General features: G+C 71.4%; 29 protein-coding genes and 1 tRNA gene. 10 read left to right on the top strand and 20 right to left on the bottom strand.

Translation table 11 applies throughout. The features are described from left to right. Positions 1 to 40: 40 nt before the first annotated feature. Positions 41 to 412: a DsrE family protein gene (locus LJB74_RS08015; protein WP_259308033.1), complete on the top strand. Its 372-nt coding sequence runs from the start codon at positions 41 to 43 to the stop codon at positions 410 to 412. Between the two features lie 16 nt (positions 413 to 428). On the opposite strand, the gene LJB74_RS08020 is transcribed toward LJB74_RS08015, so the two are convergent. The 3 genes from LJB74_RS08020 to LJB74_RS08030 are packed head-to-tail and all read right to left on the bottom strand — an operon-like array spanning position 429 to position 2,231. Further along, positions 429 to 953, bottom strand: coding sequence for a DUF4395 domain-containing protein (locus tag LJB74_RS08020; RefSeq protein ID WP_259308034.1), 525 nt, complete (start codon positions 951 to 953; stop codon positions 429 to 431). Between the two features lie 54 nt (positions 954 to 1,007). Next, complete coding sequence (locus LJB74_RS08025; RefSeq protein WP_259308035.1) at positions 1,008 to 1,493, bottom strand: thioredoxin family protein; 486 nt, start codon at positions 1,491 to 1,493, stop codon at positions 1,008 to 1,010. Positions 1,494 to 1,496: 3 nt separating this feature from the next. After that, positions 1,497 to 2,231: a hypothetical protein gene (locus LJB74_RS08030; protein ID WP_259308036.1), complete on the bottom strand. Its 735-nt coding sequence runs from the start codon at positions 2,229 to 2,231 to the stop codon at positions 1,497 to 1,499. A 260-nt stretch (positions 2,232 to 2,491) separates the two neighbouring features. On the opposite strand from LJB74_RS08030, the gene LJB74_RS08035 reads away from it, so the two are divergent. Beyond that, positions 2,492 to 3,301, top strand: coding sequence for a response regulator transcription factor (locus tag LJB74_RS08035; RefSeq protein WP_259308037.1), 810 nt, complete (start codon positions 2,492 to 2,494; stop codon positions 3,299 to 3,301). A 71-nt stretch (positions 3,302 to 3,372) separates the two neighbouring features. Next, positions 3,373 to 4,296 carry an alpha/beta fold hydrolase gene (locus LJB74_RS08040; RefSeq protein WP_259308038.1) on the top strand — a complete coding sequence of 308 codons (924 nt, stop codon included), beginning with the start codon at positions 3,373 to 3,375 and terminating at the stop codon, positions 4,294 to 4,296. Positions 4,297 to 4,338: 42 nt separating this feature from the next. Here LJB74_RS08040 and nth read toward each other — a convergent pair whose 3' ends face one another. Beyond that, positions 4,339 to 5,052 carry an endonuclease III gene (gene nth / locus LJB74_RS08045; protein ID WP_259308039.1) on the bottom strand — a complete coding sequence of 238 codons (714 nt, stop codon included), beginning with the start codon at positions 5,050 to 5,052 and terminating at the stop codon, positions 4,339 to 4,341. A 159-nt stretch (positions 5,053 to 5,211) separates the two neighbouring features. Here nth and LJB74_RS08050 point away from each other — a divergent pair, with 159 nt between their 5' ends. From LJB74_RS08050 to LJB74_RS08060, 3 genes are all read left to right on the top strand, one after another. Next, entirely contained in the window at positions 5,212 to 5,667 is a 456-nt protein-coding gene (locus tag LJB74_RS08050) for a hypothetical protein (RefSeq protein ID WP_259308040.1), read from the top strand. Positions 5,668 to 5,731: 64 nt separating this feature from the next. Beyond that, on the top strand, positions 5,732 to 6,409 hold the full coding sequence (locus LJB74_RS08055) for a Crp/Fnr family transcriptional regulator (RefSeq protein ID WP_310650888.1): 678 nt from the start codon (positions 5,732 to 5,734) through the stop codon (positions 6,407 to 6,409). Between the two features lie 234 nt (positions 6,410 to 6,643). Beyond that, positions 6,644 to 7,693 (top strand): type IV toxin-antitoxin system AbiEi family antitoxin domain-containing protein, encoded by a 1,050-nt coding sequence (locus LJB74_RS08060; RefSeq protein ID WP_259308041.1) that lies wholly within the window; start codon positions 6,644 to 6,646, stop codon positions 7,691 to 7,693. 148 nt (positions 7,694 to 7,841) lie between these two features. Here the strand turns inward: LJB74_RS08060 and LJB74_RS08065 are convergent, their stop codons facing one another. The 3 genes from LJB74_RS08065 to LJB74_RS08075 are packed head-to-tail and all read right to left on the bottom strand — an operon-like array spanning position 7,842 to position 8,800. Further along, entirely contained in the window at positions 7,842 to 8,321 is a 480-nt protein-coding gene (locus tag LJB74_RS08065) for a RidA family protein (protein WP_259308042.1), read from the bottom strand. Next, a complete protein-coding gene (locus LJB74_RS08070; protein ID WP_259308043.1) occupies positions 8,318 to 8,494 on the bottom strand; it encodes a DUF4177 domain-containing protein in 177 nt (58 codons plus the stop codon). The genes LJB74_RS08065 and LJB74_RS08070 overlap by 4 nt, the downstream gene beginning before the upstream one ends. A 9-nt stretch (positions 8,495 to 8,503) precedes the next feature. Then, a complete protein-coding gene (locus tag LJB74_RS08075) occupies positions 8,504 to 8,800 on the bottom strand; it encodes a WhiB family transcriptional regulator (protein ID WP_259310314.1) in 297 nt (98 codons plus the stop codon). A 292-nt stretch (positions 8,801 to 9,092) separates the two neighbouring features. Here LJB74_RS08075 and LJB74_RS08080 point away from each other — a divergent pair, with 292 nt between their 5' ends. The 3 genes from LJB74_RS08080 (at position 9,093) to LJB74_RS08090 (ending at position 12,592) form a co-directional block, all read left to right on the top strand. Further along, positions 9,093 to 11,612 (top strand): transglycosylase domain-containing protein, encoded by a 2,520-nt coding sequence (locus LJB74_RS08080; protein ID WP_259308044.1) that lies wholly within the window; start codon positions 9,093 to 9,095, stop codon positions 11,610 to 11,612. Next, entirely contained in the window at positions 11,512 to 12,462 is a 951-nt protein-coding gene (locus tag LJB74_RS08085; RefSeq protein WP_259308045.1) for a metallophosphoesterase, read from the top strand. Before LJB74_RS08080 ends, LJB74_RS08085 begins: the two co-directional genes overlap by 101 nt. Before the next feature lie 56 nt (positions 12,463 to 12,518). After that, positions 12,519 to 12,592 (top strand) — tRNA-Pro (locus tag LJB74_RS08090). Between the two features lie 105 nt (positions 12,593 to 12,697). Here LJB74_RS08090 and LJB74_RS08095 read toward each other — a convergent pair. The 3 genes from LJB74_RS08095 to LJB74_RS08105 are packed head-to-tail and all read right to left on the bottom strand — an operon-like array spanning position 12,698 to position 17,202. Continuing rightward, positions 12,698 to 14,665 (bottom strand): NAD(P)/FAD-dependent oxidoreductase, encoded by a 1,968-nt coding sequence (locus LJB74_RS08095; RefSeq protein ID WP_259308046.1) that lies wholly within the window; start codon positions 14,663 to 14,665, stop codon positions 12,698 to 12,700. Between the two features lie 34 nt (positions 14,666 to 14,699). After that, on the bottom strand, positions 14,700 to 16,307 hold the full coding sequence (locus tag LJB74_RS08100) for an FAD-dependent monooxygenase (protein ID WP_259308047.1): 1,608 nt from the start codon (positions 16,305 to 16,307) through the stop codon (positions 14,700 to 14,702). After that, positions 16,297 to 17,202: a fumarylacetoacetate hydrolase family protein gene (locus LJB74_RS08105; protein WP_259308048.1), complete on the bottom strand. Its 906-nt coding sequence runs from the start codon at positions 17,200 to 17,202 to the stop codon at positions 16,297 to 16,299. Before LJB74_RS08105 ends, LJB74_RS08100 begins: the two co-directional genes overlap by 11 nt. Positions 17,203 to 17,330: 128 nt before the next feature. On the opposite strand from LJB74_RS08105, the gene LJB74_RS08110 reads away from it, so the two are divergent. Continuing rightward, entirely contained in the window at positions 17,331 to 18,104 is a 774-nt protein-coding gene (locus LJB74_RS08110) for a GntR family transcriptional regulator (RefSeq protein WP_259308049.1), read from the top strand. A gap of 31 nt (positions 18,105 to 18,135) precedes the next feature. On the opposite strand, the gene LJB74_RS08115 is transcribed toward LJB74_RS08110, so the two are convergent. The 10 genes from LJB74_RS08115 to LJB74_RS08160 form a co-directional block, all read right to left on the bottom strand. Further along, positions 18,136 to 18,849, bottom strand: a complete 714-nt coding sequence (locus LJB74_RS08115) for an SDR family oxidoreductase (RefSeq protein ID WP_259308050.1) — start codon at positions 18,847 to 18,849, stop codon at positions 18,136 to 18,138. A 3-nt stretch (positions 18,850 to 18,852) separates the two neighbouring features. Beyond that, a complete protein-coding gene (locus tag LJB74_RS08120) occupies positions 18,853 to 19,539 on the bottom strand; it encodes a TetR/AcrR family transcriptional regulator (RefSeq protein WP_259308051.1) in 687 nt (228 codons plus the stop codon). 109 nt (positions 19,540 to 19,648) lie between these two features. Then, positions 19,649 to 20,473 (bottom strand): ABC transporter ATP-binding protein, encoded by an 825-nt coding sequence (locus LJB74_RS08125; protein WP_259308052.1) that lies wholly within the window; start codon positions 20,471 to 20,473, stop codon positions 19,649 to 19,651. Beyond that, complete coding sequence (locus LJB74_RS08130) at positions 20,463 to 21,236, bottom strand: ABC transporter permease (protein WP_259308053.1); 774 nt, start codon at positions 21,234 to 21,236, stop codon at positions 20,463 to 20,465. The genes LJB74_RS08125 and LJB74_RS08130 overlap by 11 nt, the downstream gene beginning before the upstream one ends. After that, positions 21,233 to 22,072: an ABC transporter permease gene (locus LJB74_RS08135; protein WP_259308054.1), complete on the bottom strand. Its 840-nt coding sequence runs from the start codon at positions 22,070 to 22,072 to the stop codon at positions 21,233 to 21,235. Before LJB74_RS08135 ends, LJB74_RS08130 begins: the two co-directional genes overlap by 4 nt. A gap of 144 nt (positions 22,073 to 22,216) precedes the next feature. Beyond that, positions 22,217 to 23,206, bottom strand: a complete 990-nt coding sequence (locus LJB74_RS08140) for an ABC transporter substrate-binding protein (protein ID WP_259308055.1) — start codon at positions 23,204 to 23,206, stop codon at positions 22,217 to 22,219. Positions 23,207 to 23,325: 119 nt separating this feature from the next. Next, on the bottom strand, positions 23,326 to 24,966 hold the full coding sequence (locus LJB74_RS08145; protein WP_259308056.1) for a bifunctional 3-(3-hydroxy-phenyl)propionate/3-hydroxycinnamic acid hydroxylase: 1,641 nt from the start codon (positions 24,964 to 24,966) through the stop codon (positions 23,326 to 23,328). Further along, positions 24,963 to 25,712: an HpcH/HpaI aldolase/citrate lyase family protein gene (locus LJB74_RS08150; RefSeq protein ID WP_259308057.1), complete on the bottom strand. Its 750-nt coding sequence runs from the start codon at positions 25,710 to 25,712 to the stop codon at positions 24,963 to 24,965. The genes LJB74_RS08145 and LJB74_RS08150 overlap by 4 nt, the downstream gene beginning before the upstream one ends. Next, a complete protein-coding gene (locus LJB74_RS08155) occupies positions 25,709 to 26,161 on the bottom strand; it encodes a nuclear transport factor 2 family protein (protein WP_259308058.1) in 453 nt (150 codons plus the stop codon). Before LJB74_RS08155 ends, LJB74_RS08150 begins: the two co-directional genes overlap by 4 nt. Beyond that, a complete protein-coding gene (locus tag LJB74_RS08160) occupies positions 26,158 to 26,955 on the bottom strand; it encodes a 2-keto-4-pentenoate hydratase (RefSeq protein WP_259308059.1) in 798 nt (265 codons plus the stop codon). The genes LJB74_RS08155 and LJB74_RS08160 overlap by 4 nt, the downstream gene beginning before the upstream one ends. Between the last annotated feature and the right edge of the window lie 4 nt (positions 26,956 to 26,959).

Genomic DNA, 26,959 nt, shown 5'->3' on the forward strand with positions numbered 1-26,959 from the left:
GCGCCGACGTGTCCACGCCGCGCGCGCCTACCCTGACGACGTGAGCCGACCCGAACGCCCCCTCGTCGTCAAGACCACCGCCGGCGCCGACCGCCTCGAGGCCTGCAACCAGGCGTTCACCGTCGCCGCGACCGCCGTCGCCGCGGGGGCCGACGTGAGCCTGTGGCTCACCGGCGAGGCGAGCTGGCTCGCGCTGCCCGGACGGGCCGAGCAGCTCGCGCTCGAGCACGCCGCTCCCCTCGGCGACCTCCTGGCCGCGGTGCTGGCCGGCGGTCGCGTGACGGTCTGCACCCAGTGCGCCGCCCGGCGGGAGATCGGCCCCGACGACGTCCTCCCCGGCATCCGCATCGCGGGGGCCGCGGTGTTCGTCGAAGAGGTGCTGTCCCCGACCGCGCAGGCGCTCGTCTACTGAGCGACAGGGGCCCGGCTCAGGCCTCGCGAGAGCGCAGGCGCAGGCCGAGCAGGTACAGCTCGCACCCGAGGCACAACCCGAACACGGAGTTCAGGAACGCCGCGACGAGGGCGAACGCCGCCGCCGTCGGGATCGCGGCACCGACCCCCACCGCGCCGAGCAGCACGCCGAGGCCGGTGATCACGAGGCCGACCCCTTGAGCGAAGCGCGGCGGACGCGGGTCCTCGAGCTCGGTGGGCGGCGCGAGACGCGGCTGCACGAACGCGCGGAACAGGCGTCCCTGGACGGAGCCCTGGGCGCCGCGCACCGTTCCGACGAGGAACAGCGCGGCGATCACGGCGAGCAGGACGAGCGCGGCGGTGCCGGTGCCGAGGAGCAGGGTGGTCGCGAGGAGCAACGCGGTGATCGCGGCACCGACGCGCGGCCCGCGCGGGTCGATCCCGGTGGGAGGGTGCGGGGTCGTGCGGGAGTGGTCGGGCAGTACGTGGTCGGGCAATGCGTGGTCGGGCACGGTCTGGTCAGGCGTGGTCTGGTCAGGCATGGGTGTCTCCGGTCTCGTTCGAGGGTCGAGCAGTGCCGGGGCCGGTGACCGCGCTCAGTGCGCGCGGGCACCGTCAGGACACTGCCCGAGCGACTCGAGCGAGGCGATGGCGTGGTGGTGGCTGACCGCACCGCTCATGCGGCCGCAGACGGTCCCGTCCGGACCGAGCACGAGGACGGTCGGGGTGCGCAGCACGTGGAAGCGCCGCACGAGCTCGAGGTGCTCCTCGACGTCGAGCTCGACGTGCACGACTCCGGGGTGGTCCGCCGCGACGGAGGACAGCACGACGGCGGTCCGCCGGCAGGGTGCGCACACCTCCGAGGACAGCTGCACGAACGTCGCCCGCGCGCCTGGGGCGACGCCCAGCTCCGCCGGTGTCACCTGGGGAGAGGCGGCGGAGGGCACGTCGTCGCTCTCGTGGGCGACCGCCGCGACCCGCTCGGACACTGCCGTGAAGCGGCCGTTGCGCCACGACCACCACCAGCCGAGCGCGCCGGCCAGCACCAGTACCGCGAGCAGCAGCTCGATCCTCGTCTGCATCGCTCAGCCCACCAGGACCCGGCCGACGACGTACACGAGGATCCCCGTGACCGTCACCGGGAGGACCAGGGCGGCGAGAGCGGCAGGCAGCTTCCGCAGTGCCCGGAGCCGGTCGAAGAGCACGTGCAGCGACGCGACCAGCACACCGACGGCGAGGCCCAGCAGCGCACCGGCGACCACATCCATGCCCGGGACGAGCGCACCGGCCCCCGCACCGGCCCCCGCGGCGACCCCCACCGTGACGAACGCACCGATCCAGCCGGAGATCGGCAGGACCACCACCGCGGACCCGACCGCGAGCGCGAGCGCCCCGGTGATGACCAGGCCGGTGCCGCCCGACGTCCGACCGGATGCGACCCACCCGGCGACCGAGGCCACGACGAGGGTGCCCGCGACGACCCCGGAGACCGACTCCAGCAGCCGCTCACGCCCGTCGGTGCGCAGCAGCTCGCTGACGAACGCCAGCAGGATCGACAGCGCGACGACTGCGGGGAGCTCACGCAGGAACGGCTCGCCGCGGGTGAAGGTGATGGCGGCGACCGCGCCCACGCCACCGACGCCGATGACCACGGAGGCCCCCGGTCTGCTCGGCAGCCCGAGCAGCACCGGCCACCCGAACGCGACGACGACGGCCAGGACGGCGCAGAACGCGGCCAGGGGCGTCTCGCCGACGTACGCCGCGACCGCGATGAGCGTCGCGACGAACGCCGTCCACACCGCCCGCGTGGTCAGGCTCATCGGGGCCACCGCCCGTTCACCGGTGCCGCGGGCGCACCGTGGCGGCCGCGGCGGACGCGGTCGTCCGGGCGCGCGGCGGCGCGGGCGGGGGTGGGCACGCGGACGATTGTCGCAGATGCGCCGGCGCGGGCCGGTTGCGGCCGCCCGTCGGACGGCCGCACGGCGAGCGGCGATCACCCGGCTCAGGCGCTGGAACGCCGCGTGTGGGACACGCCACGCGTTGTAGCGTGTCCCACACGGCAAGCAAGGAGGTTCTTCCGGTGGCAGACCTGCTGCTGCTCACTCCCTCGTCCGGTGGCCCGGCCCAGGTGCTCCCCGCTCTCGGTCTGCTGACCCACCGGATCCGGGTGCTGCCCGTCGAGCCCTCGGCCCTGCTGGAGGCCCCGGAGGCCGATGTCGTCCTGATGGACGCACGGCGTGACCTCGCCACCGCACGGACCACCTGCCGCATGCTCCGCGCGACCGGGCTCACGGTCCCGGTCATCCTGATCCTCACCGAGGGCGGCCTGACGGTGCTCACCGCCGAGTGGGGGGTCGACGACCTCGTCCTCGCGAACGCCGGCCCCGCCGAGGTCGAGACCCGGATCCGCCTCGTCATCGAGCGCTTCGCGACCCCCGCGGTCGACTCGGCGCCCGAGGAGATCTCCGCCGGCGAGCTCACGATCGACGCGAGCGGCTACTCGGCGCGGCTGCGTGGGCGCCACCTCGACCTCACCTACAAGGAGTTCGAGCTGCTGAAGTACCTGGTGCAGCACCCCGGCCGGGTGTTCACCCGGGCGCAGCTCCTCCAGGAGGTCTGGGGCTACGACTACTACGGAGGCACCCGGACCGTCGACGTCCACGTCCGGCGTCTGCGCGCCAAGCTCGGTCCGGAGCACGAACAGCTGATCGGCACGGTCCGCAACGTCGGCTACCGGTTCGACATGCCGAAGGACCGACGCTCGTCGCTCGACAGCGGGCGCGGGACGGATGCGGACGCACCCGACGACGCGGAGCCCGGCCCCGCGACCACGACGACACCCTCGAGGTCCGGGGATACCGGCACACCTCGTGAGACCGTCGCCCGCTGACCGGTCACGCGCGCCATGGCCCCGCACGTTCCGCATCCCCCGCGAGCACGGAACGAGGTAGGTTCGCCCAAGTGAGCGTCGACTCGACCGCCGTCCTGATCGAGGGCCCATGGCGGCACCAGTTCGTCCCGGCCAACGGGGCGCGCTTCCACGTCGCCGCCGCCGGACCGGACGACCGTGAGGCCCCGCTCGTCGTCCTCCTGCACGGGTTCCCCGAGTTCTGGTGGGCGTGGCGGCACCAGATCCCGGCGTTGGCCGACGCCGGTTACCGGGTCGTGGCGATGGACCTTCGCGGGACGGGCGCCTCGGACAAGCCCCCGATCGGGTACGACGTCCCGACGCTCTGCCGGGACGTCGCCGGGCTCGTGCGCTCGCTGGGCGTCGACCGCGCCGTCGTCGTCGGCCACGGCGTCGGTGGCTCCGTGGCCTGGGCGATGACGGCGCTCGAGCCGTCCGTCACAGCGGCCGTCGGGTCGTTCGGCATGCCGCACCCGGTGCATGCGCGCGCCCTCGGCCGAGCGGCCCTGACGCCGACCGCGCTGCGTCACCTGCTCTACTTCCAGCTGCCGACGCTCCCGGAGCGGTCGATGACACGAGGCGACCTCGTCACCCGCCTGCTGCGCGAGTGGGGTGCCGACGGGTGGATCACCGACGACGACGCCGAGACGTACCGGGTCGCCGCCCAGGTGCCGTTCGCCGCGCACAGCGCGATGGAACGCCTCCGCTGGCTGGTCCGCTCGACACCACGTACCGACGGCCGGCGCTACCTGGCACGCTTGCGCGCCCCCGTCACGGTGCCGGTGCTCCAGGTCCACGGCTCCGGCGACCGCTGCCGGCCCGCCGCCACCGCGTCGACCCCGGTCTCGCTCAGCGGGTCCCGCTACCGGTTCGAGCTCGTGGCGGGCGCCGGGCACTTCGTCCCCGAGGAGGCGCCGGACGTCGTCGGCGCCCTCCTGCTGGACTGGCTCGCCGACGTGGCACCGCTCGCCGGCTGACCGCACCAGTCGACCGACCCCGGGCGACCGCTGCGGCCCGGGTCAGTCCTTGACCAGGTCGGCGGCCCGCGCGGGGTCGATCTCCCCGATCCCGAACGACGGGCAGTCGGAGGCGATCGGGCACGCACCGCACGCGGGGCGACGGGCGAAGCACACGCGTCGCCCGTGGAAGATCAGCCGATGCGACAGCAGGGTCCACTCGCGCTTCTCGATCAGGTCCGCGATGTCCTGCTCGACCCGGACCGGGTCCTCGCTCGTCGTCCACCCCAGGCGCCGAGCCAGGCGCCCGACGTGCGTGTCGACCGTGATCCCCGGTGTCGCGAACGCGTTGCCCAGCACGACGTTGGCCGTCTTGCGTCCGACCCCAGGGAGGGTCACCAGGTCGTCCAGCCGAGACGGGACGCGCCCGTCGAACCGTTCGACGAGCTCCCGCCCGATGCCCATGAGCGACTCGGCCTTCGCCCGGAAGAAGCCCGTGGACCGGATCAGGTCCTGCAGCTCCGCGCGGTCCGCACCGGCGTAGGCCTGCGCGTCCGGGTACCGGTCGAACAGCTCGGGGGTGACCATGTTCACCCGCTTGTCGGTGCACTGGGCCGAGAGCACCGTCGCGACGAGGAGCTCGAGCGGCGAGCCGAAGTCGAGCTCGCACGCGGCCTCGGGGTGCCGCTCCGCGAGGGCCCGGTTGATGCGCCGGGCCCGCCGGACGAGCGCGAGGTGGGACTCTCCGGCTGAGGACGGCGCTGTGGTCGAGGTCACGCCGGAAGCGTACGTCCGATGCGTCGTCCCTGGTCCGCACGGGTGATCCTGGCCTTCGTTGCGCGTGCTCGGCTCAAGTGCGCGCTCGATCGGGTCGAGAAGCGGTGGAACGAGCCGACGTGACGAGCACGGCGGCGCGGCGCACGGTGAGGGAGCACGGTGGACGCCACAGCGGCGGCAGGGCCGACGGACGCCCTGCGCGAGCCGGAGCCCGGTCTGCGGAGACTCCGTCATTCGCGCCGTGATCTTCGGCTCGAGCTCCTCCGGGTCAACCGGTGGCGTCGCCTCGTGAGGGCGCGCATCGAGGTCGCCGTCGCCGCTGCGACGATGCCCGACCCGCTGGGCCAGGACCCCCTCCCCTACCTGGGTGTCGACGTCCAGGCCCTTCTGCCGATGCAGGTCGAGCTCGAGACGGCGCTGCGCAGCGGCCTGCCGATCGGCGAGCTCGACCGTCTCGACCTGCTCCGCGACCTCGACCGACGGCTCTGCGCGTACCAGCAGTCCGTGGCGACCGCTCTCGAGCTCGCGACGGAGGACTTCATCGCCCACCTGGCGCTCCACCCGGCGGCGGCGCTCGACCTCCCCGCGCTGCAGAGTGCTCGCGAATCAGCCTGATACGGCAGACTGGGCCCGATCCCAGACGTCGCACAACAGGTTGAGAAGGTCGGTGAAGGACATCGTGGACGACGCCGTCGTGCTCTCTGCTCCCTTGTTCTCCCACATGGAGCCCGAGGCGTCGCGAGCCCTCCTGTCGTCCATGACACCCTTGGAGTTCGCTCGCGGCGCGGCCATCTTCCACGAGGGCGACCCGGGCGACCGGCTCTACGTGATCGCCAGCGGGAAGATCAAGCTCGGGCGCCGCTCGAACGATGGCCGCGAGAACCTTCTCGCGGTGATCGGCCCGGGCGAGATGTTCGGCGAGCTCTCGCTGTTCGACCCGGGTCCGCGGACCGCGTCCGCGACGGTCGTCGCCGACGCTGTGGTGCTCGAGCTCGACCACGCCGAGCTGAACACCTGGCTCGCCGACCACCCGAAGGTCGCGATCCACCTGCTCCAGGCCCTCGGCCACCGGCTTCGCCGCACCAACGAGACGCTCGCCGACCTGGTCTTCTCCGACGTCCCCGGTCGGGTCGCCAAGGCCCTGCTCGACCTCTCGACGCGGTTCGGCGAGCCGGTCGACGACGGTCTGCGCGTCGCGCACGACCTCACCCAGGAGGAGCTCGCCCAGCTCGTCGGTGCCTCGCGGGAGACGGTCAACAAGGCCCTCGCAGACTTCGCCGCCCGCGGCTGGGTCCGCCGCGACGGCCGAGCCGTCGTCCTCCTCGACCTCCCCCGCCTCGAACGCCGAGCCCGCTAACCCCGCCCCCGCCCCTGACGCCCCTCGCCCCTGACGCCGAGATCGTGAGTGCGCGCCGAGATCGGGGGTTCCACCGTGCGATCTCGGCGCGCCGTCACGATCTCGGCGGGCGGTTGGCGGCTGGCGGCGGCGGTTGGCGGGGTGAGGCGTCCACAAGTGGGGCGGCGCGCGGGTGGCGCACTGAGGCGGGTGGCGCGCCGAGGGTGACGGGTCTCGATCTGCGACTACTGGGGCATGTTCGTCACGTTGAACGGGTACCTGTCGCCATCGGCACCGAACGCCGACGCAGGACCGCTGCCCTCGTCGTCCGTCGTGCTCGCGCGCGAGATCGACCCGTCCGACCTGCGGCACGCCGTGCGGTCCGGCGCGCTGGTGCGCATCCGCCGCGGGGCGTACCACTCGCGTGCGGAGCCGACGGCGTCTGATCCGATGATCGGCGCGCGGCGGCGCATCGCGGCAGTCGCGCACCAGCTGACGGCCGACTTCTGGTTCAGTCACGAGTCGGCCGCACTCGTCTGGGGGCTGTGGCTCTCCACACCACCGGCCCAGACGCACCTGATCCAGACGGTGAACCCGAACCGTCACACGGACCGAGGCATCCGTCGCCACTGCTCCGAGCTCCCGCTGCGCGACCGCGACCAGCACGCCGGCGTCCCCGTGACCTCGCTCCTCCGCACCGCGGTCGACTGCGCGATGTCACTGCCTGGACCACAAGGGCTCGCCGTCGTCGACTCAGCTCTCCGGCTCGACGCATCGGTGGTCGACACATCACCGTGCGGGACCGCGCTGGACCGAGCCGGTCAGGGTACGTCGAGACGTCCGTCGACGTGCCAGGCGGTGCGAGACGAGCTGGAGGCACGCCTCCGCCGGTCCGCCGGTCGTCGAGGTGTCCGACGAGCACGGGTCGTCGCCGCCTGGGCGGACGAGGGGTCCGAGTCGCCCGGCGAGTCGATGACACGGCATGCCCTGCTCAGCGGTGGGTTCCCCCGACCGACGACCCAGGTCCTGGTCGCAACGAGGATCGGCGTCTTCCGCGTCGACCTCGGCTGGCCGCAGTGGAAGGTCGGGATCGAGTTCGACGGGTTCGTGAAGTACGCGGACCCCCGAGCGGGCAGCGCTGCCGATGCCGTGTTCGCCGAGAAGAGACGGCAGGACGCCCTCGAGGAGGCCGGCTGGATCATCGTCCGCGTGACGTGGGCCGACCTGAAGGACCCGTGTGCACTGGCCCCTCGCATCGCGGCTACCGTCCGCCGACGCCGCCCCACGTTCCCCGCGATGCCGTGACCCGCGGCGAACCCCCCGCCCCAACGCGCGAACTCGTGACGGCGCGTCGATCTCGTACATCAGAACGTGCGAGATCGACGCGCAGTCACGAGTTCGCGGGAAGGCCCGGGTGAGGGCTGAGGGGAGGGAGCCGGGGTGGGGACGAGGGTCAGGGGTGGGTGAGCTCGACGATGAGCTCGACCTCGACGGGAGAGTCGAGCGGGAGGACCGCGACGCCGACGGCGCTCCGCGCGTGGATGCCTGCCTCGCCCATGACCTCACCGAGGAGCTCGCTCGCGCCGTTCACCACACCGGGCTGACCGGTGAAGTCGGGGGCGCTCGAGACGAATCCGACGACCTTGACCACACGCAGACGGACGTCCTCGTCGACGACGGAGAGGACCGCCGCCAGCGCGTTCAGCGCCGCCGTGCGCGCAAGTCCCTTCGCCACTGCCGGATCCACCAGGTCGGCACCCACTCCGACCTTGCCGGTCGTCGACAGCGCACCCGCCACGAACGGCAGCTGGCCCGAGGTGTAGACGTAGTCACCCGACCGCACCGCAGGGACGTACGCCGCGACAGGTGCAGCGACCGGGGGCAGAGTCAGCCCGAGCTCGGCGAGTCGTGCGAGCAGCGCGGCGCGGTTCATCGTGCGCCCTCGGGCTGCCCACCGGTCGGGCGCTTGAGGTACGCGACGAGCCCGGCATCGGGCCCCTGCACGACCTGGACGAGCTCCCACCCGTCGGCGCCCCACTGGTCGAGGATCGCCTTGGTGGCATGGATGATCAACGGGACGGTCGCGTACTCCCAGGTGGTGGCCATGGGCTCAGCCTAGCGACGGCCTCCCGCATACACGTCGAGCAGCGCGTCGGGAGACGTCAGTACCTCGCGCCACGACGTCACGTCGGGTTGTCGCCTGAGCAGTGCGCGCCGTTCACGTTCGGTCATGCCCCCCCACACACCGAACTGCATCCCCGAGTCGAGGGCGTCGGCCAAGCAGTCGAGCTTGACCGTGCACCCCATGCAGACCGCGCGCGCCTCACGTTGGGCCGCGCCCTGGACGAACAGCTCATCCGGAGACCTCCCGGCACACGCCGCCTCCGCCGCCCAATGCTGATCCTGGAGCACTGCCACGACGTCCCCCCCTTTCGCCGGGCCGCAAAGCGGTCCCACTGTGGAGCGACCCTCGCGTCTCGCGAGCGCCATCGCTCTGAACGGAGCATTCCCCGCCCCCATACGGACGCTATCTGGTCCCCCCCGGTCCCTGCATAGGCCATTCGGCTCAGGAAAGCGCACGCATGCACCCGAGCGGTGCAGCGTGATGCCCCGATCGGGTGCCCTGTGCAGGAACCGTGCAGGTGCCGCGATCACGCTGCACAGCGCGGTCCACCCGGCGTGACCTCCCGTACCCTGAGGGACTATGGCTTCCTCTGCACGCCCGCGCGGCCGTCAGGTCAACGTCCTGCAGGCGCTCGCGCTCCTCCTTGCGTTCCTGCTCGTCGCGGGTATCGGTGGCGTGCTGGCCGCCGGGCTCGCACTGCCGGCAGCAGCGACGGTGAGCTCGCTGACCAACGGGACCGCCCAGGTCTTCGAGGACCTCCCGACCGCTCTGGAGGAGCTCCCGCTCTCGCAGAAGTCGACGATCTACGCGGCCGACGGCACGGTGCTCGCGACGTTCTACTACGAGAACCGGATCGTCGTCCCGCTCACGGACATCTCTCCGCTGATGCAGCGTGCTGTGATCGACACCGAGGACAAGCGCTTCTACGAGCACGGCGGCGTCGACCCCACCGGAATCCTGCGGGCCGCTGTCAAGAATGCGACGACGAGCGGCCTCCAGGGCGCCTCGACCCTCACGCAGCAGTACGTGAAGAACGTCCTGATCGAGGACGCGTTGGCGAAGAACGACCAGGCGGCCGTCAATGCCGCCCGCGACGACTCGATCAGCCGCAAGCTCCGTGAGGCGAAGCTCGCGATCGCACTGGAGCAGAAGTACACCAAGGACGAGATCCTCGGCCGGTACCTCAACATCGCCCAGTTCGGCATCAACGTCTGGGGCGTCGAGGCCGCGTGCGAGTACTACTTCGGCCACTCGGCGAAGGAGATGACGCCGGCCGAGGCGGCGACCCTGGCGGGGGTGACCAACGGCCCGAGCATCTACGACCCGGAGCACAGCACGGCGAAGTCGCAGGAGCGCCGCAACATCGTCCTCGGTCTCATGCTCGCGGAGCACGACATCACCGAGGCCGAGTACCAGACCGCGATCGCGACTCCTCTCAAGGACATGCTGCACATCACGCCCACCGCCCAAGGGTGCATGTCCGCCAACGTGATCGGCGGGGTCACGTACAACGCCGGGTTCTTCTGCGACTACGTGACCTGGGTCATCAAGAACGACCCGGCGTTCGGCAAGACCGTCGAGGACCGCAAGCAGCTGCTCGAGCGTGGCGGCCTCGACATCCACACGTCGATCGACCTGCACCTCCAGCAGATCGCCAACACCGAGGTCAACAACGGCGTCCCGCAGAACGACCCCTCAGGGGTCGCGTCCTCGATCGTGACGGTCGAGCCCGGGACGGGCCTGATCAAGGCGATGGCGGAGAACCGGACGTTCAACAACACCAGTGCGCCGGGCGACCGCGAGACGGCGGTGAACTTCAACACCGGCACGGCCTACGGGTCATCGACGGGCTTCCAACCGGGATCGTCGTTCAAGCCCTTCACGCTTCTCGCGTGGCTCCAGGACGGCCACAGCCTGTACGAGACCGTCAACGGCGCCAAGGTGTCGTACAACGGCAACGCGTTCAAGGCGTCGTGCCTCGACGGCGGCGCGTACCGCCTGTACTCGCCGTGGACCCCGTCCAACTCCGAGGGCGGCGGGACGGGCAACGTCACCGCGCTCCAGGCCACGACGAACTCGATCAACACCGCGTACGTCGCGATGGCCAGCAAGATCGATCTCTGCGACACGTTCACGAACGCGAAGAACCTCGGCGTGACCGCCGCCAACGGCGGCCCGCTCCAGATCGCGCCATCCGGAGTCATCGGCGGTGCGAGCAACGTCTCCCCGCTGAGCATGGCGGCGGCCTACGCCGCGCTCGCGGCCAACGGGAACTTCTGCGAGCCGGTCGCGATCACGAGCATGACCGACGCGAGCGGCAAGTCACTGGCGGTCCCGCAGCCGAACTGCCGTCAGGCGATCGACCCGAAGGTCGCCGCGACGGCCGTCTACGCGATGAGCACGGTCATCAAGTCCGGCACCGCGTCCGGGATCCACTGGCCGTCGTCGCGGCCGGCGGCCGGCAAGACCGGGACGACGGACCACAGCGTCGAGACCTGGTTCGTCGGGTTCACCCCGCAGCTGTCGACCGCCGTGTGGACAGGGTATTCCGAGGGCAACCACCCGCTCGAGCGCATGACGATCAACGGCGTCTACAAGAGCGCGTTCTACGGCGCGACGATCTCCGCCCCGACCTGGAAGCGGTTCATGCTGCAAGCGCTCGCGAACGCACCGGCGACGCCCTTCCCGGCCCCGGACCCGACCCTCCTCTATGGCGCCAAGGTCACCGTGCCGAACGTGGTCGGCCAGTCGCCGGCCGCAGCGACGGCCACGCTCCAGGCCGCCGGCTTCACCGTCACGACGGCCCCGGCACCGGTGTACTCGGATCAGCCGGCCGGCACCGTAGCCTCGACGAACCCCGCCGCGGGCTCGAGCGTGACCCGGGGCAGCAGCGTCGAGCTGACCGTGTCGAACGGACCGGCTCCGGTCGTCGTCTCGCCGCCCATCGGGCTGCCGACGGGCCCGCCCAACGGGAAGTCGAACCCCCTGCGGTCGGCCATTGAGGCACGCCGGCACAGCTGTCGGCAGCCTCGCGGCGGCTGGGGCAGCGGCGCTCGCCTACGCCTCGCTCGTCGAGCGCAACTGGTATGCGCTGCGTGAGGTCACTGTCCCGGTGCTGCCGCCAGGCGCGTCGCCGTTGCGGGTCCTGCACCTGTCGGACCTGCACCTGACGCCGTCGCAGCGGCGGAAGCGCGACTGGGTCCGCGATCTTGCGAGCCTGCGGCCGGACCTCGTCGTGGACACCGGGGACAACATCGCGCACGCTGACGGCCTGCGCCCGGTGCTGGATGCGCTGGATCCCCTGCTCGGTACCCCCGGCGCCTTCGTGATGGGGTCGAACGACTACTACGCGCCCCGGCTGAAGAACCCGGCCCGATACCTACGCGCGGATGCCCGGGACACGCATCACGTCCTCCCCGTTCGCCTACCGGCCGGAGAGCTCGCGGCAGAGCTCGTCCGCGCGGGCTGGCGCGACCTGACGAATACCCGCGACTCGGTCGAGGCCGGGGGCCGCACGGTCGACCTCGTCGGTGTCGACGACCCTCATCTCGACCGCGACCGGTTCCCGATCCGTCCCCCCGAGGCCGCCTCCGCACCCGGCACGACCGGCACGGAACGCGCACTCAGGATCGGCGTCGCGCATGCCCCGTACGTCCGGGTGCTCGACGCGATGCTCGCCGACGGCAGCGACCTGATCCTCGCGGGACACACGCACGGCGGCCAGCTCGCGGTCCCGTTCTACGGCGCCCTGGTGACCAACTGCGACCTCGACCCCGGACGGGCCAAGGGTCTGCACGGGTGGCCAGGAGCCCGGCCCGACACTCCCGCGGGGCAAGCGGTCCACTCGACCTGGCTGCACGTCTCGGCGGGCCTCGGGACGTCCCCGTACGCGCCGGTCCGGTTCGCCTGCCGACCTGAGGCGACGCTGCTGACGCTCGTCGGTCGCTGATCCGTGGACCGGTTTCGTGGCACTGCCCAACCTCGGCTATCCTGAGCAGGCTTCACCGGGGTGTGGCGCAGCTTGGTAGCGCGCTTCGTTCGGGACGAAGAGGTCGCAGGTTCAAATCCTGTCACCCCGACCGGTGGATGAGGGCTCGTCAGAGGGATCTGACGGGCCCTCTGTCGTCCCTGGAGCAGGCGCCATCACCGCACCCGGGCACGCGCCATCGATCCCCCCACCCGGGTCAGGGCAGGAGCTCGTAGTCGTCCAGGTCGACCGACTCGGTGACGTCCCAGTACTCCGCATTCGTGAACGGCCAGATCTGCGAGACGCGACCGAACCGGTTCTGGTACCAGCTGTGGACGTACGGCTGTCCCCAGGACATCTTCCGGTTCTCGGCGTCGACCCAGGCGACGAACCGGTCGAGCGCCTCCTGCCGGACGTCCAGCGCGCGAACCCCGCGGACCAGCAGCTCGTGCACGGCCTCGAGCGCGTACTCGGAGGCACGTTCGAGCATGAAGTGCAGGCTGCCGGCGACGACGCCGCCGACGTTCGGGCCGTAGATCATGAAGAAGTTCGGGAACCCCGGGACCGTCACTCCGTTGTAGGCGCGGGCGTCGGCGGCCCAGTAGTCGTGGATCTCGCGGCCGTCACGTCCGCGCACGACGACCCCGTCGAGGAAGTCGGCGGCCCGGAACCCCGTCGCGTAGACCACGATGTCGACCTCGTGGTGCACGCCGTCCGCGGTGACGATGCCGTTCTCGGTGAACCGGTCGATCCCTGAGGTCACGAGGGTCGTCCGGGGAGAGCGCAGGGCGGCCGCCCAGACCCCGTTGTCGCGCAGCATCCGCTTCGCGCCCGGCGGGTACCCGGGGATCGCGTGCTCGAGCAGGTCGGGTCGGCCGTCGAGCTGCTCGGCGAGCCGTGCGACGAGGACGTCGCGCACCCGCTGGTTCGTCGGGGAGACGCTCAGCGGCGCACCGTCCCAGCCCTCCTCGGCGGTGACCGTGTGGATCCGGCCGGGAATGCCGAGGAGGGTCACCCACAGCCGGTGCCACTGGGCGTAGTGCGGCACCTTGCGCACGAGCCACGCGAACGTGTCGGTCATCGGCTCGTGGTAGTTGTCGGCCGGGAGCATCCACGGTGCGCTGCGCTGGAACACGACGAGCTCCGCAACCTCGTCGACGATCGCCGGGACGATCTGGTAGGCGCTCGCGCCCGTGCCGATCACGGCGACCCGCGCGCCCCGCCAGTCGACGGAGTCGTCCCACTCCTGCGAGTGCATCGTGACCCCGGTGAAGGTGTCGCGGCCCGGGAGGTCGGGGATGTTCGGGCGGTCGAGCTGGCCGAGGGCGCTGACGACGACGGCGAAGCGGCGGACCTGCTCGACGCCGTCGGCGGTGCGCGTCGTGGCGAGCCAGACCCGCTCGTCGTCGTCCCACTCGGCCCGCACGAGCGCGGTCGAGAACTCGATCCGGTCGGTGAGCCCGGCCCGGTCCGCGACGGTCTCGAGGTAGTCGAGGATCTCCCCGCCCTCGGCGAACTGGTGCGGCCAGTCGGGGCGCTGCGCGAACGAGTAGGAGTAGCCGAACGTCGGGGTGTCGAGGCGGACGCCCGGGTAGTGGTTCTTCCACCAGGTGCCGCCGATGCGGTGCGAGGCCTCGACGATCGTCACGGGCAGGTGCGCCTGCGAGAAGCGGTGGGCGGCGGCGATCCCGGCGACGCCGGCGCCGACGACGAGCACCTCGACGGGACGGTCGCCGGCGAGGTCCTCGTAGCGCCAGTCGGGCGCCCCGCCCTTGTCCGCGGCGAGGTCGAGCTCGTGCCGCAGCGACGGCCACCACGCGGGCCGGCCGTCCGTGAGGTACGCGAGGATCGCGTCGACGGTGGTGTCCGGGAGCGTGTCGACGCTGGTGATCCGCTCGTCGCGCAGCCGGCGCAGCCCGTCGAGCGCGATCTCGCGCGCCCGGACCTGCTGCTGCTCGGTCATCCCGCCGTGCGGGTGCCCCACCGTGTCGACCGGGGTGAGGGGCGGCCGCAGCTCGTCGAGGAGCAACGACGGGTCCCGGGTCGCGGCTGCGAGCGCGGCGAGGAGGGCCGGGAGCTCGGCGCGCTCGACGACGTCCCGCAGCTCCTGGTCACTCTCGGTGATCGGCTCGTACTCGTCCTGCCAGAACAGGTCGTCGTGGGCGGTCGACGGTGGTGTCGACACGTGCGGGGTCCTCGGCATGCTCGACTCCAGCTCCTCAGTGCTGCGATGGGCGGCGGTCGTCGACGAACTCGCGCAGGGCGGCGACCACTCTGCGCTCGTCGTCGGCGGGGAAGACGGCGGCGACGTATCGGTCGGGCCGGACCACGACGTACTGCGTGTCGGCGAGCTCCTTCGCGACGCGGGCGACCGCCCCGGTGCGGCAGACGAGCTCGACGTGCGAGGTGGCGCCGGACCGCTGCGCGCCGTGGGTCAGGAGGCGCACCCGTCTGGCGCCGATCGCGTCCCAGAACCGGTCCAGCCCGACGAACGCGTCGTCGCCGGGGCCGAGGGCGAGGAGCGTCCAGCCGGAGCCGAGGTGCGCGTCGAGCCCGGAGGCCAGGCCGTCGGCGGCCTCGACCTCGGGCTGCCAGAGCCCGTGGCCTATCCAGGACGCCAGTCGCCAGTCGGCGGTGCGGCCGACGGGGACGGCCACGCCGTCGCTGTAGTCGGGTGGCGTGATGAACCGCATGCTCGTGAGGTAGGCGCGGATCGAGGGGACGGCGCGCAGGAGCCGCAGAGCGAGGTCCCGGGCGCGGGGCTTGAACGGTCCGGTCGCCATGACGACGGCGCCGGTGCGGCGGGAGACGCGCACCATCTTCGTGCCGTGCGTGCGCCGCTCGTGCTCGTAGCTGTCGAGCAGCCGGTCGGTCGCCCGCCCGTCGAGCGCCTCGAGCAGCTTCCAGGAGAGGTTGAGGGCGTCGCGGACACCCGCGTTGAGCCCTTGACCGGAGAACGGCGGCATGAGGTGGGCGGCGTCGCCGACGAGGAACGCGCGTCCACGCCGGTAGGTGCGGGCGACGCGCTGGTGGGCGATGTAGACCGCGGCCCGCCTGATCTGGTCGGGGCGCACATGCGGATGGAACGGTCGGACGAGCTCGCGGATCCGTTCCGGGCTCGTCATCGCGTCGGGGTCCTCGTCGGGGAACAGCATGAACTCCAGGCGTAGTCGCCCTGCTGCGCCCGGGACGAGGACGTAGGGCCGGGTGCCGTTGCCGTGGAACTCGGCGAACCGCTCGTGCTCGCCTGGGGTGCCGAGCAGGTCGATGACGATCCACCGCTCGACCTGCGTCGAGCCGACCAGGGCGATGCCGAGCGCGTCCCGGGTGAAGCTGCGGCCGCCGTCGGCGCCGACCAGCCACGTGGCGCGGATCCGCACGGCACCGGTCGGTGCGTCCAGGTCGACGTCCACGCCGGCGTCGTCGACGGTGATCGCCGTGGCCGCGGTGCCGGTGAGGAAGCGGATGCGCTCGTGGTCCTGCGCGCGACGCCAGAGCAGGTCCTCCATCACCGGCTGGTCGAACTGGGACTTCGCCGGGTGCCCGATCCGGGACGGGACGGGCTTGGACTCCGCGAGGAGCCGGTCCCCGCGGCCGTAGTAGCGGCTGCCCGTGTCGAGCAGGGACTCGGCCTTGAGCGCGTCGCTCAGCCCGAGCCGGGCCAGGGTGCGGAAGGTCTCGTCGGCGATGCTGATCGCGCGCGGGAGGTCGCTCGGCGCGGTCGCGGACTCGACGAGGACGACGTCGGCGCCGCCGTCGGCGAGCAGCAGCGCAGCCGTGAGCCCGACGGGCCCCGCGCCGATCACGACGGCATCGCTACGTGTCATGACTGGTCCTCCCACGCGACGGCGTCCGGGTCAAGAGACGAGGCGGTTGCGGAGCGTCCCGAGCTTGGAGATCTCCACCTCGACGACGTCCCCGGCGGAGAGGAACTGCGGTGGCGTGCGGAACAGGCCCACCCCGCCGGGGGGTGCCCGTGACGATGACGTCTCCTGCGGCGAGCGGGGTGAACGTCGTGACGTAGGCGATGATCGCGGGGATGTCGAAGATGAGGTCGGAGAGACGCGCATGCTGGCGCACCTCACCGTTGACCCGCGTCTCGAGGACGAGGTCGGTGATGTCGCCGAGGTCGCCCGCCGGTGTGTAGAAGGGGCCGAACGGCCCGCTCGCCGGAAAGTTCTTGCCGGGGGTCCACTGACCGGTGTGCCGCTGCCAGTCACGGGCACTGAGGTCGTTGAACGCGGTGTATCCCGCGACGACGTCCCACGCGTCTGCCTCCGACACATGGGAGGCGGGGGCGCCGACGACGAGGGCGAGCTCGCCCTCGTAGTCGTACATGGCCGTCTCGGAGGGGATCGGCAGATCGGCGCCGTGTGCGGCGAGCGTGTCCGGGTAGCGGATGAACACGGTGGGTGCGGGGACGTCGGCCCGGCCGGTCTCGCTCTGGTGCGTCCGGTAGTTGACGCCGATGCAGATGATCTTCCCGGGGTCGCCGATCACCGGCAGGAAGGTCGTCCCGTCGGTGGGCTGCGTCGGGGCCGTGCCGAGGTCGGGGAGGTCGGCGAGCCGCGCGTCGACGATCGCCGCCTTGAGCGTCGACGCGACTCCGAGACCGCTCGGGCCGAGGTCGTGCAGCATCCCGCCTTGCTCGGCGCCCCAGGTGGGCACCCCGGCCAGGTTGAGGTAGCTCGCAAACCGCATGTCGGTCCTCTCGGTCGTCATTGACGTCGTTGCGCGCGACCCTCATGACCGTCGCGTCGGCGGCGGCTCGCTCCTGGTGCGCTGGTAATACATTCTGACTTGGGTAATGCACAATAGCAAGCGGATTGCGGGTTGGATACGCTGTGCCCATGGCGCGACGGTCGAAGTGGGAGAGCCTCAGCGACGCGGTCCGGGATCTGCTGCGGAACGACATCCTCGGGGCGGAGTGGGCACCGGGCGCCCGGCTGCCCGTGGGTCGGCTCGCCGAGCGCTATGAGACGAGCACCACCGTCGTCCGCGAGGCACTGACCCGGCTCGCAGGTGAGAGGCTCGTCCGGTTCTCGCCGAACCACGGGTTCTTCGTCGCGGAGCTGTCGCTCGACGAGCTGCGCGACCTCACCGAGCTGCGGTGCCGGGTCGAGGCGTTCGGGATCGCGCTCGCCGTCGAACGGGGCGACCTCGCCTGGGAGTCCGAGCTCATCGCCATCCACCACACGCTCGAGCGCACTCCTCGCCGACGGCCCGACGACCCCCACCACATCACCGACGAGTGGTTCGTCGCCCACCAGGCGTTCCACGCGAAGCTCCTCGAACCGTGCCGGCTCGCCGTCCTCACGGATCTCGCCGCCACGCTCGCCGACGCCACCGCGCTGTACCGGCAGTGGGCGGCCGCCTCTCCCCAGGCCGAGGCCCGGGACATCGAGGCCGAGCACCGGGCGATCCTCGACGCCGTGCTCGCACGGGACGCCGACGAGGCGGCCCGACTCCTGCACTCGCACTACACCCTCAGCGTCACGGTGATCGAGGCGGCGGAGCTCCTCGCGCCGGACCCGGCCACGCGCGCCGGCACCGGAGCGGGCACGGCTGCCGGCACCGCCACCAGAACAGGCGCCGCCGCCAGACCGGGCGCCGAACCGGCCTGACCCGGCCGGCACCTCAGACCCGGTCGGCACCTCAGACCGACCGCGTGACCCCGCCGTCGATGCGCAGGTTCTGGCCGGTGACGTACGACGACTCCTCCGTCGCGAGGAACCGGATGAGGCGGGCGACCTCGGCGGTGCTCGCCGCGCGCCGCAGCGGGATCCGCGACGTCCACTCCGCGGGCACCGTCGACGGGTCCTCCTTGGTGAAGCCGGGGAGCACGTTGTTCATCCGGACGTTCGACGGCCCGTACTCGTCGGCGTACAGCTTGGTGAACGACGCGAGCGCGGCCCGGAACGTCGCCGAGACCGGGTACCGCGGGTTCGGCTCGAACGGCGAGCTCGTCGAGATGTTCACGATCGAACCGCCGCCGGCGGCGATCAGGTGCGGGGTGACGAGGCGCGCCATCCGGACGACGTTGAGCAGGTAGCCCTCCATGCCGTCGGTCCAGTCCTCGTCGGTGAGGTCGAGCACCGGACCGCTCGCCGCGTGCCCCGACCCGTTGACGACCGCGTCGATCCGGCCGTACCGCGTGAGGGTGAGGTCGACGATCGCCGCGAGGTCCTCGACCGAGCGGTTCGACCCGTCGAGCCCGACGCCGCCGAGCTCCGCGGCGAGGGCCGAGCCTCGACCGGAGGGCGACATCACGGCGATGCCGTAGCCGTGCCGGGCGAGCTCGGTGGCTGCGGCGGCGGCGATCCCGGAGCCACCTCCGACGATGATCGCGGCCTTGGTCGGTCGTGGCATGCGTCAGCCCTCCCCCACATGCTCAGCATGTTCGGCCAGATCGGCGACTCCCACTTGGTCCGCCGGAGCCCCGTGGTCGGCGTAGCGCGCGACGAGCGCCTCGATTGCGGTCGCCGACAGGTCGGCGAACTCGGCGAAGTCGATGTCGTCGCCCGCCGAGGCCGCGATGTAGAAGCCGTCGGTGAGCGCCCGGCCCAGGACGACGATCTTGCGCGCAAGGTCGGGCTCGGCGGCGAGAGCGGCCGCCGGGAGCGTGTGGCCGACCTGCGCGACGATGATCTCGAACATCCTCTCGCGCACGTCGAGGTACCGCTGCCGTGCCTGGTTCCGTTCGAGCCGCTTCTCGAGGGCGAAGATCAGGCCGATGATCCAGAACGCCTCGGGGGCGTTCTTCGGGTCCGCCGAGAGCGCCGCGGAGCCGGCGATGCTCGTGCTGAGGATGTCGCGGTTGGTCGGGCCGGTGTGCGCCGTCTTCCACAGCTCGAAGCAGTAGTCGATCAGGGCGACGAACAGCTGCTCCTTGTTCTCGAAGTGCCAGTAGACCGACCCGATGGGCAGGCCGGACACCCGGGCCACGTCGGCCATCGTGGTGCCGTCGTAGCCGGCGGTGACCGCGAGCGACAGGACCGCGTCCAGGATCGCGCGCTCGTTCTCGGGTGTCGTCTGATGGGCGTGAGGTCGCCTGGCCATTCTCGCTCCGCAATCTCCGAACCGGCTCGTGGAGAGCCGGACCCCCTCCGGGGTGATCAGCGTAGTTGTCGACGATGTGCCGCGGTGTGCCGACACCGCGGCCCGGCGGTCATCGCACGATCGCGGCGCGGACGCCGCCACGGTTCGTCTTGGCCATCTGGACCTGGTCGTAGACCTGCTCGCGCAGCTCGGCGAACCGCGGGAGCGCCCGGGTGACGCCCTGGTCGCGATCGACCGGGAGGTCGATCGTCAGGTCGTGCTGGACGACCGTCGGCGAGCTCGACAGCACGAGCACGCGTTCGCCGAGGTAGACCGACTCGTCGATGTCGTGCGTGATGAACAGGATCGTCATGTCGTGCGTCTTCCACACGCGCCGCACGAGGTCCTCGAGCTCGGCGCGGGTCTGGGCGTCGACGGCGGCGAACGGCTCGTCCATGAGGAGCACGCTCGGGTGCGAGGCGACCGCGCGTGCGATCGCGACCCGCTGCTGCATGCCGCCGGAGAGCTGCCACGGGTGGCTCTTGCGGACGTGGTCGAGCCCGACGGAGGACAGCGCGTCGGCGATCCGCTCCGCCCGCTCCGCCTTGGGGATGCCGGCCGTCTTGAGCGGCAGCTCGACGTTCGCCTCGACCGTCATCCACGGGAAGAGGCTGCGGGCGTACTCCTGGAACACGACGGCCATGCCCCTGGCCGGACCTACCACCCGTTCGCCGTCGAGGACGATCGTGCCGGAGGTGGGCTCGAGCAGACCGGCGATGCACTTGAGCAGTGTCGTCTTGCCGCTCCCGGACGGCCCGACCAGGCAGGCGAACTCCTTCGCACGCAGGTCGAAGGTCAGCGACCGCACCGCCTCGACGTCCGCACCCGTGCGCGACCGGTAGATCTTCTGCACCTCATGCACCCGGAGTCGGACGTCTGCCGTCTCATCCGTCATGGGAAGCCTCCTTCAGGCCGATGTACCACGCGAGGATCCGGCGCTGGACCGTCTGGAACAGCGCGGACAGCGCCACGCCGATGATGCCGAGCAGCAGGATGCCGCCCCACATGTCGGGGATGGCGATGCGGTTCTGGAAGTCGATGATCGCGAAGCCGATCCCCGCGGTCGACGCGAACATCTCGGAGACGACCATGAGGATGAGGCCGACCGAGAGGCTCTGCCTGATCCCCGTCATGATCTGCGGCGAGGCTCCGGGCAGGGTCAGGTACATCAGGCGTGCGCGTCCCTCGATGCGGTAGACGTGCCCGGTGTCGGAGAGCACCTCGTCGATCGCCCGCACCCCGGCGATCGTGTTGAGCAGGATCGGCCAGACGCAGCCGAGGACGATGACGGTGATCTTCGTCGCGTCGTTGATGCCGATGACGAGGAGCAGCACCGGGATGAGGATCGTCGCCGGGATCGCACGCATGAACTCCAGGAGCGGCTCGACGAGCCAGCGCACCCGTCGGGACGCGCCGATGACGGCCCCGAGGCCGATGCCGACGACGATCGAGATGACCAGCGCGGCGGCCAGACGCAGGAGGCTCGGCACGACGTCGGACACGAGGAGCTCGCCGAGCCAGACGTGCACCAGCGAGTCGAGGATCTGACCCGGCTGGGGCACGTAGAAGTTCGCACCGTCGCGGGTGAGCAGCCACCAGGCCCCCACGAGGAGGATCGGGAGGCCGAACCACCGGGCGAGCAGTCGCAAGGCCCTCATGCCGCCACCTCCGACCGGATCGAGGAGTGCCAGAACAGCACGCGCCGTTCGAGGAAACGCATCACCGCGTTGATCGAGATGCCGAACACGCCGCTGGTGAGGATGAGGGCGATGAGGGCCGGCGCGGAGCCGTTGATCTGGGCCTTCGCGACCTCGTGCCCCAGGCCGGGGGTGCCGACGATGAGCTCGACGCTGATCGCGAGGATGAGCGCGACGGTGGCGGTGAGCCGGATTCCGGTGACGAGGTACGGCAGGAGCGTCGGGAACACGAGGTACTTAACCCGGTCCTTCGGGCCCATCCGCATCGTGCGGACCGTGTCGTCGGCGACCTTGTCGATGTCGGCGATGCCGTAGAGCACCTGGATGAGCACGATCCAGAAGCACGCGTAGACGATGATCATGAGCTCCGACCCGATCCGCGGACCGAACAGCAGCGCCGCGAGCGGGATGAGACCCACGGACGGGATCGGCCGGAGGAACTCGATCGTCGAGTGGGTGGCCTCGCGCAGGAACCGGCTCGACCCGATCGCGAGCCCGGCGATGAACCCGGCCACCGCGGACACGGCCAGCCCGAGGAACCACGCCCACAGCGTGTGCCCGATCGCGACCCAGAACTGCACGTACGTGAGGTTGAGGAAGAACTGACGCAGGACGATCGTCGGCGGCGGCAGGTGCTCCGGGTCGACGGGGCCGAGGAGCGAGTACAGCTGCCAGAGCACGAGGGACGCGAGGATCCCTGCCGCACCGAGCACGATCGGGCCGGACGAGCTCCACGACACCCGGACGCGACGGCGCGGGGGTCGCCCCAGGCCGGGTTCGGGAACGGCGTGGCTCATGTCGACTGGCTCCTTCCTGGTGGTGCGGGCACCGACGGCGGGTGCGTGGGGTGGCGGTACGAGCGGGGGCGGGGCCACCGGGGCGGTGCGACCGAGGGGCGGGGCGGGGAGTCGCCGAGGTCGACGCTCCCCGCCCCGGCCGAGTCAGTGCGCCCAGACGGTCGCGTTGACGTCCGGCTGCTTCTTGACGATGTCGAACTTGACCATGAGGTCGGCGAAGGTGCCGAGTGCGGCCTGGTGGACCGTCGGGTCCCAGATCATGAACTCCGACTTGGCCGCGACCGCCGCGGGGATACCGAGCACCTTGGGCATCATGTCGATGATCGCCTGGTGGTGCTCGTTGAGGTACGGCAGCGCCTTGTCGAGAGCGGCGACGAAGGCCTTCACCTTCGCGGGGTCCTTGGTGGTCAGGTTGCCGCTCGCGGCGATCACGAGCTCGCTCTCCCCGAGGCCCGCAGCGGTGATGAAGTCGCTCACGACGCGACCACCCTTGTCGAGGACCTGCTGGATGAACGGCGAGCCGGTCATGCCTGCGTCGATCTGGCCGGCGGCGACCTGCGCGGGCACCTCGCTGAGCCCGAGCTGGACGAACTTGATCGTGCTGGGGTCGCCGCCGTCCTTCTCGACGGCTTCCTTGATCCCCATCTCGCCGACGCTCCCGAGGGCGTTGACCGAGACGGTCTTGCCGGCCAGGTCCTTCGCGCTGTGGATGGTCGAGTCCTTGCCGGTCACGACGACGGTCGAGTCGTCGACGACGTCGGGGTTGTTGCGGGCGTAGCCGGAGATGATCTTGACGTCGAGGCCCTGGGTGTTCGCGAGCAGCGGCGTGATCGGGCTGGTGAGCATGAAGTCCAGGCTCCCGGAGCTCAGCGCCGGCAGCTGGGCTGCGCTGCCCTGGCCGACGACGAGCTCGAGGTCCAGCCCCTGGTCCTTGAAGAAGCCCTGGTCGATGGCGACCTGGAAGGCGGCCTGCGCCGAGGACGGGAAGAGCCCGAGGGTCACGTGGGTGAGCGTCGAGTTGGCGCTCCCGTTGTCGGTGGTGCCCCCCGACACCGATCCGTTCGAGCAGCCGGACAGCACCAGTGCGAGCCCGAGCGCACCCACGGCGAGTACGCGCGATGTGAATGACTTCATTGTCTCCCTCTTCTTTGAGCGAACGTACGGGCCGGCGGCGTCATCGTTGACGGGCTTCGGCAGGCATCTCACAACGTAGGTGCGTACAACGCATTCGTCAATAGATTATGCATTCTGCGTCACCGCAGTGCGGCGGTCGGCCGCGTCGTGGCGATGACCTTGTCCACCACGGCGTCGAGCTCCTGCGCCAGGCACTCCGCAGCGACCACGTGGTCCGGGCGCACGACGATCGCGGAGAACGGGCGCCGGTGGAACCACGCCTTGAGCGCACCCGACGTGTCGCCCACGACGAGCACCCCCGGCGACGCATGCTGGACGGCCCACGGGAGCTGCTCGGACGGGACGACCTGGACGAGTCGCGCCTCGAGGCCGTCGAGCCGGCGTCGGGTCGCCTCCGACAGGAACAGCACCGGGTCGTTGTTCCACATGAACACCCGCCAGTCGCTGCCCGTCGCGTCGTCGAGCAGCACGTCGCGCGCGTCCGCCGTGCGCACGCGTGGCTGCGGGAACAGCATCCCGGTCGACCGGTGACCGTCGTCGACGACGGGCACCGACTTGAACCTCGGCAACGGGGTCGCCACGACCACCCCGTCCTCGTACTTCGGCATCGGCTTGAACCCCTGCCCGGAGACCCACTCCCGGAGCCGGGGCAGCCGATCGACCACCGCGGCGGTGGCGTCGCGCAGGCCCGAGCGCAACGGGCTGCGGTTCGCGACGAGGTTGCTCATGCTCACCGACAGCTCGACCATGGCCTTGACGTGGTCGCGTCGTTCCCGCGCGTACGTGTCGAGCAGCGCGTCCGTGGACCGGCCCTCGACGACGGCGGCCAGCTTCCACCCCAGGTTCATCGCGTCGCGGATGCAGGAGTTCCAGCCCTGCCCGGCCACGACCGGCATGACGTGCGCCGCATCGCCCGCGAGCAGGACCCGACCCTCCCGGAAGCGCTCGGCGATCCGCGCATGGTGGGCGTACACCCGCCTGCGGATGATCTGCAGCGACCGGGGGTCCGGCACGTGCGCGGCCAGCAGCCGGTGGACGAACGCGTCGGAGGTCGCGACCTCGTCCGTCTCGTCGTCGAGCAGCATGAACTCCCAGCGGCGGATCCCGTGGGGCAGGCTGAGCGTCGCGTAGCCGCGCTTCGGGTCACCGCCGAACACGGCGTGCGGCGTGCCGAGCGGGTCCCGCTCGACGTCGATCACCAGGCCCCGCTGCTGCCGCGTCTCACCGTCGAACGCGATGCCGAGCTGCTGCCGGGTGAAGGACCGGCCACCCTCGCACCCGACCACGTAGCGCCCGACGACGTCCGTGGTCGTCCCGTCCGCGGCGCGCACCACGACGGTCGCGCTGTCGGCCCCCTGGCGGAGCCCGACGGCCTCCACCCCGAACCGCACGTCCACCGTGTCGAAACGCTTCAGCCCGTCGAGGAGCACCTGGTCGACCAGGGGCTGCACGAACCCGTTCCGACGCGGCCAGCCGAACTCCCGGGTCCGCGGGTCGATCTCCGCGATGACCTTGCCGGCACCGTTGACAATCCGCACGGCCTGGTCGGGGACGGTGTGCGGGAGCACCTCGTCCACCAGGCCGATGGTCTGCATGGCGCGCATCGACTCGTCGTCGATGCCGACCGCGCGGGGGTAGTCGATCAGCTCGGTGCGCGCCTCGAGGAGCACGACGCGGATGCCGCGCTGACCGAGCAGGTTGGCGAGGGTCAGGCCGGTGGGACCGGCGCCGATGATGACGATGTCGGTGTCGACGTTCACGGGGTGCCTTTCAGCTGCTCGATGAGGTCACGGGCCGCGCGGGTGACGAGGACCAGGTCGATGCCCAGTCCGACGTAGTCGACGAGCCCGCGCTCGAGAAGCGCGGCGGCGTACCCGGCCGACGCGCAGTAGAGGCCGACGGTCCGGCCATGGCGCCGGGCTGTAGCCGTCGCGGTCTCGATCGCGTCGAGGACCGGTCCCGCCTCCCAGTCGGCCCGACCCGGCAGACCGTACGAGACGGCCAGGTCGGCAGGGCCGAGGTAGACCGAGTCGACCCCCTCGACCGCGAGGATCTCGTCCGCGCGCTCGACCCCGAGGCGGGTCTCGATCTGCACGACGGCGGCGACGGCCGCGTTGCCCGCCCGGCAGTAGTCCGCGCCGTCGTACAGCGCGGGGCGGCTCGGGCCGAGGCTGCGCCGACCCAGCGGCGGGTACTTCGCCGCGGCGACGAGGGCGCGGGCCTCGTCCGCGGACTCGACCGTCGGCGCGACGATGCCGCGCGCGCCGCTGTCGAGCAGCCGGCCGATCGCCCCGGAGTCGATGCTCGACACCCGGGCGTAGGCGTGCGCGGTGCCACGCGGGATCGCGCGCAGCATCATGCAAGCGGCCTCGAGGCCGACCTCGCCGTGCTGGAGGTCGACCACCACGCCGTCGTAGCCGGCCGCCAGGACACCCTCGACGACGGACAGCGACGGGGTCGCGACGTGCAGCAGGGCGGGGCCGCGACGCTGCAGGTCGGCCGTCATCCCTGGCCTCCCTCGGCGAGGCGCCGGGCGTGCGCGGCGGCGTTCGCCGCACCGAACACCGGCACGATCTCGCGGCGCCGGATCAACCACCGCCCGTCGACGTTCGCGTACTCCTCGCGGAACTCGCCGACGCTCGCCGGCAGCAGCGGGTCCGGGGACGAGTCGCGGAACGTGAGGTAGTACGTCGTCCCGCGCAGGACGCCGTCCTCGAGCGACAGCCGGGTCCCGCCCGAGAGGTGCCGGACGACGCCACCGCTCTGGGTGACCCGCCGTTCGCCCCACGCGCGGATCGCGTCCCGCCCCTCCATGGTCCCCAGTGGACCGGTCGAGACGGCGTCCTCGGTGTAGAGGGTGTGGAGCAGGTCCGCGCGACCGTGGTCGAGGAGCCAGTGGTGCTCGGCGACGAGCTGCTCGATCTGCACCCGGGTACGGACGTCGATCTCGGTCATGCTGTCGCCCCCGTCGAGTCGAGGGTGGCGGTGACCGTGCCGAGGCCACCGGTGTAGGACGCCGTGTACGGCACGTCGGGGTCCCACCAGACGATGAGCCCGATCGACCCGGAGAGCAGGATCTCCCCGGCGCGCAGCGGCTTGCCGATGCGGATCGACGTCTCGGCGAGCCACCGGATCGCGTTGACCGGGTCCGTCATGACGTTGCGGCCCACACCACGGGTGACCTCCTCGTCACCGCGGTAGAGCACCATCTCGACCTCGCGGAGATCGAGCTCGCCGTACGGGACGCGCACCGCACCGGTGACGAGCCCCGCGCACGCCGCGTTGTCCGCGATCGTGTCGACGATCCCCATCTTGTAGTCGAGGTAACGGCAGTCGACCAGCTCGATGGCCGGCGTGACGTAGTCGATCGCACCGACGACGGCGTCCAGGTCGGACGAGAGCAGGTCCTCGCCGAGCACGAACGCGATCTCAGCCTCGATCTTCGGCTTGATGTACGCCGTCTGCGGGCGGACCACGCCGTCGGTGAACACCATGTCGTCGAGGACGATCCCGTAGTCCGGCTCCTTCACGCCGGCCCACTCCTGCACCTTCGGGTTGGTCAGCCCGACCTTCCGGCCGACGCGGACGCGCCCTTCCTCGACCTCGCGCCGGTGGGTGTTGATCTCCGAGATCGCGTAGGCCGCGTCGAGGTCGCGCTCCGGCAACCGGTGCCGGATGTGCGGGATGGGGATCCGCGTGCGCCGCGCCGTCGCGAGGTCGTCGGCGATCTGCTGGTACAGCTCCGGCATCGTC

Origin of the sequence: Cellulomonas sp. P24 (assembly GCF_024704385.1) — a bacterium.
In the GTDB taxonomy this organism is placed as follows: Bacteria; Actinomycetota; Actinomycetes; order Actinomycetales; family Cellulomonadaceae; genus JAJDFX01.

Excerpts from the sequence above, each read along its gene's own strand:
- LJB74_RS08020 (WP_259308034.1), bottom strand. The coding sequence starts at position 953 with ATGCCTGACCAGACCACGCCTGACCAGACCGTGCCCGACCACGCATTG.
- LJB74_RS08025 (WP_259308035.1), bottom strand. The coding sequence starts at position 1,493 with ATGCAGACGAGGATCGAGCTGCTGCTCGCGGTACTGGTGCTGGCCGGC.
- LJB74_RS08030 (WP_259308036.1), bottom strand. The coding sequence starts at position 2,231 with ATGAGCCTGACCACGCGGGCGGTGTGGACGGCGTTCGTCGCGACGCTC.
- LJB74_RS08060 (WP_259308041.1), top strand. The coding sequence starts at position 6,644 with ATGTTCGTCACGTTGAACGGGTACCTGTCGCCATCGGCACCGAACGCC.
- LJB74_RS08065 (WP_259308042.1), bottom strand. The coding sequence starts at position 8,321 with ATGAACCGCGCCGCGCTGCTCGCACGACTCGCCGAGCTCGGGCTGACT.
- LJB74_RS08070 (WP_259308043.1), bottom strand. The coding sequence starts at position 8,494 with ATGGCCACCACCTGGGAGTACGCGACCGTCCCGTTGATCATCCATGCC.
- LJB74_RS08080 (WP_259308044.1), top strand. The coding sequence starts at position 9,093 with ATGGCTTCCTCTGCACGCCCGCGCGGCCGTCAGGTCAACGTCCTGCAG.
- LJB74_RS08100 (WP_259308047.1), bottom strand. The coding sequence starts at position 16,307 with ATGACACGTAGCGATGCCGTCGTGATCGGCGCGGGGCCCGTCGGGCTC.
- LJB74_RS08105 (WP_259308048.1), bottom strand. The coding sequence starts at position 17,202 with ATGACGACCGAGAGGACCGACATGCGGTTTGCGAGCTACCTCAACCTG.
- LJB74_RS08110 (WP_259308049.1), top strand. The coding sequence starts at position 17,331 with ATGGCGCGACGGTCGAAGTGGGAGAGCCTCAGCGACGCGGTCCGGGAT.
- LJB74_RS08115 (WP_259308050.1), bottom strand. The coding sequence starts at position 18,849 with ATGCCACGACCGACCAAGGCCGCGATCATCGTCGGAGGTGGCTCCGGG.
- LJB74_RS08120 (WP_259308051.1), bottom strand. The coding sequence starts at position 19,539 with ATGGCCAGGCGACCTCACGCCCATCAGACGACACCCGAGAACGAGCGC.
- LJB74_RS08125 (WP_259308052.1), bottom strand. The coding sequence starts at position 20,473 with ATGACGGATGAGACGGCAGACGTCCGACTCCGGGTGCATGAGGTGCAG.
- LJB74_RS08130 (WP_259308053.1), bottom strand. The coding sequence starts at position 21,236 with ATGAGGGCCTTGCGACTGCTCGCCCGGTGGTTCGGCCTCCCGATCCTC.
- LJB74_RS08135 (WP_259308054.1), bottom strand. The coding sequence starts at position 22,072 with ATGAGCCACGCCGTTCCCGAACCCGGCCTGGGGCGACCCCCGCGCCGT.
- LJB74_RS08140 (WP_259308055.1), bottom strand. The coding sequence starts at position 23,206 with ATGAAGTCATTCACATCGCGCGTACTCGCCGTGGGTGCGCTCGGGCTC.
- LJB74_RS08150 (WP_259308057.1), bottom strand. The coding sequence starts at position 25,712 with ATGACGGCCGACCTGCAGCGTCGCGGCCCCGCCCTGCTGCACGTCGCG.
- LJB74_RS08155 (WP_259308058.1), bottom strand. The coding sequence starts at position 26,161 with ATGACCGAGATCGACGTCCGTACCCGGGTGCAGATCGAGCAGCTCGTC.
- LJB74_RS08160 (WP_259308059.1), bottom strand. The coding sequence starts at position 26,955 with ATGCCGGAGCTGTACCAGCAGATCGCCGACGACCTCGCGACGGCGCGG.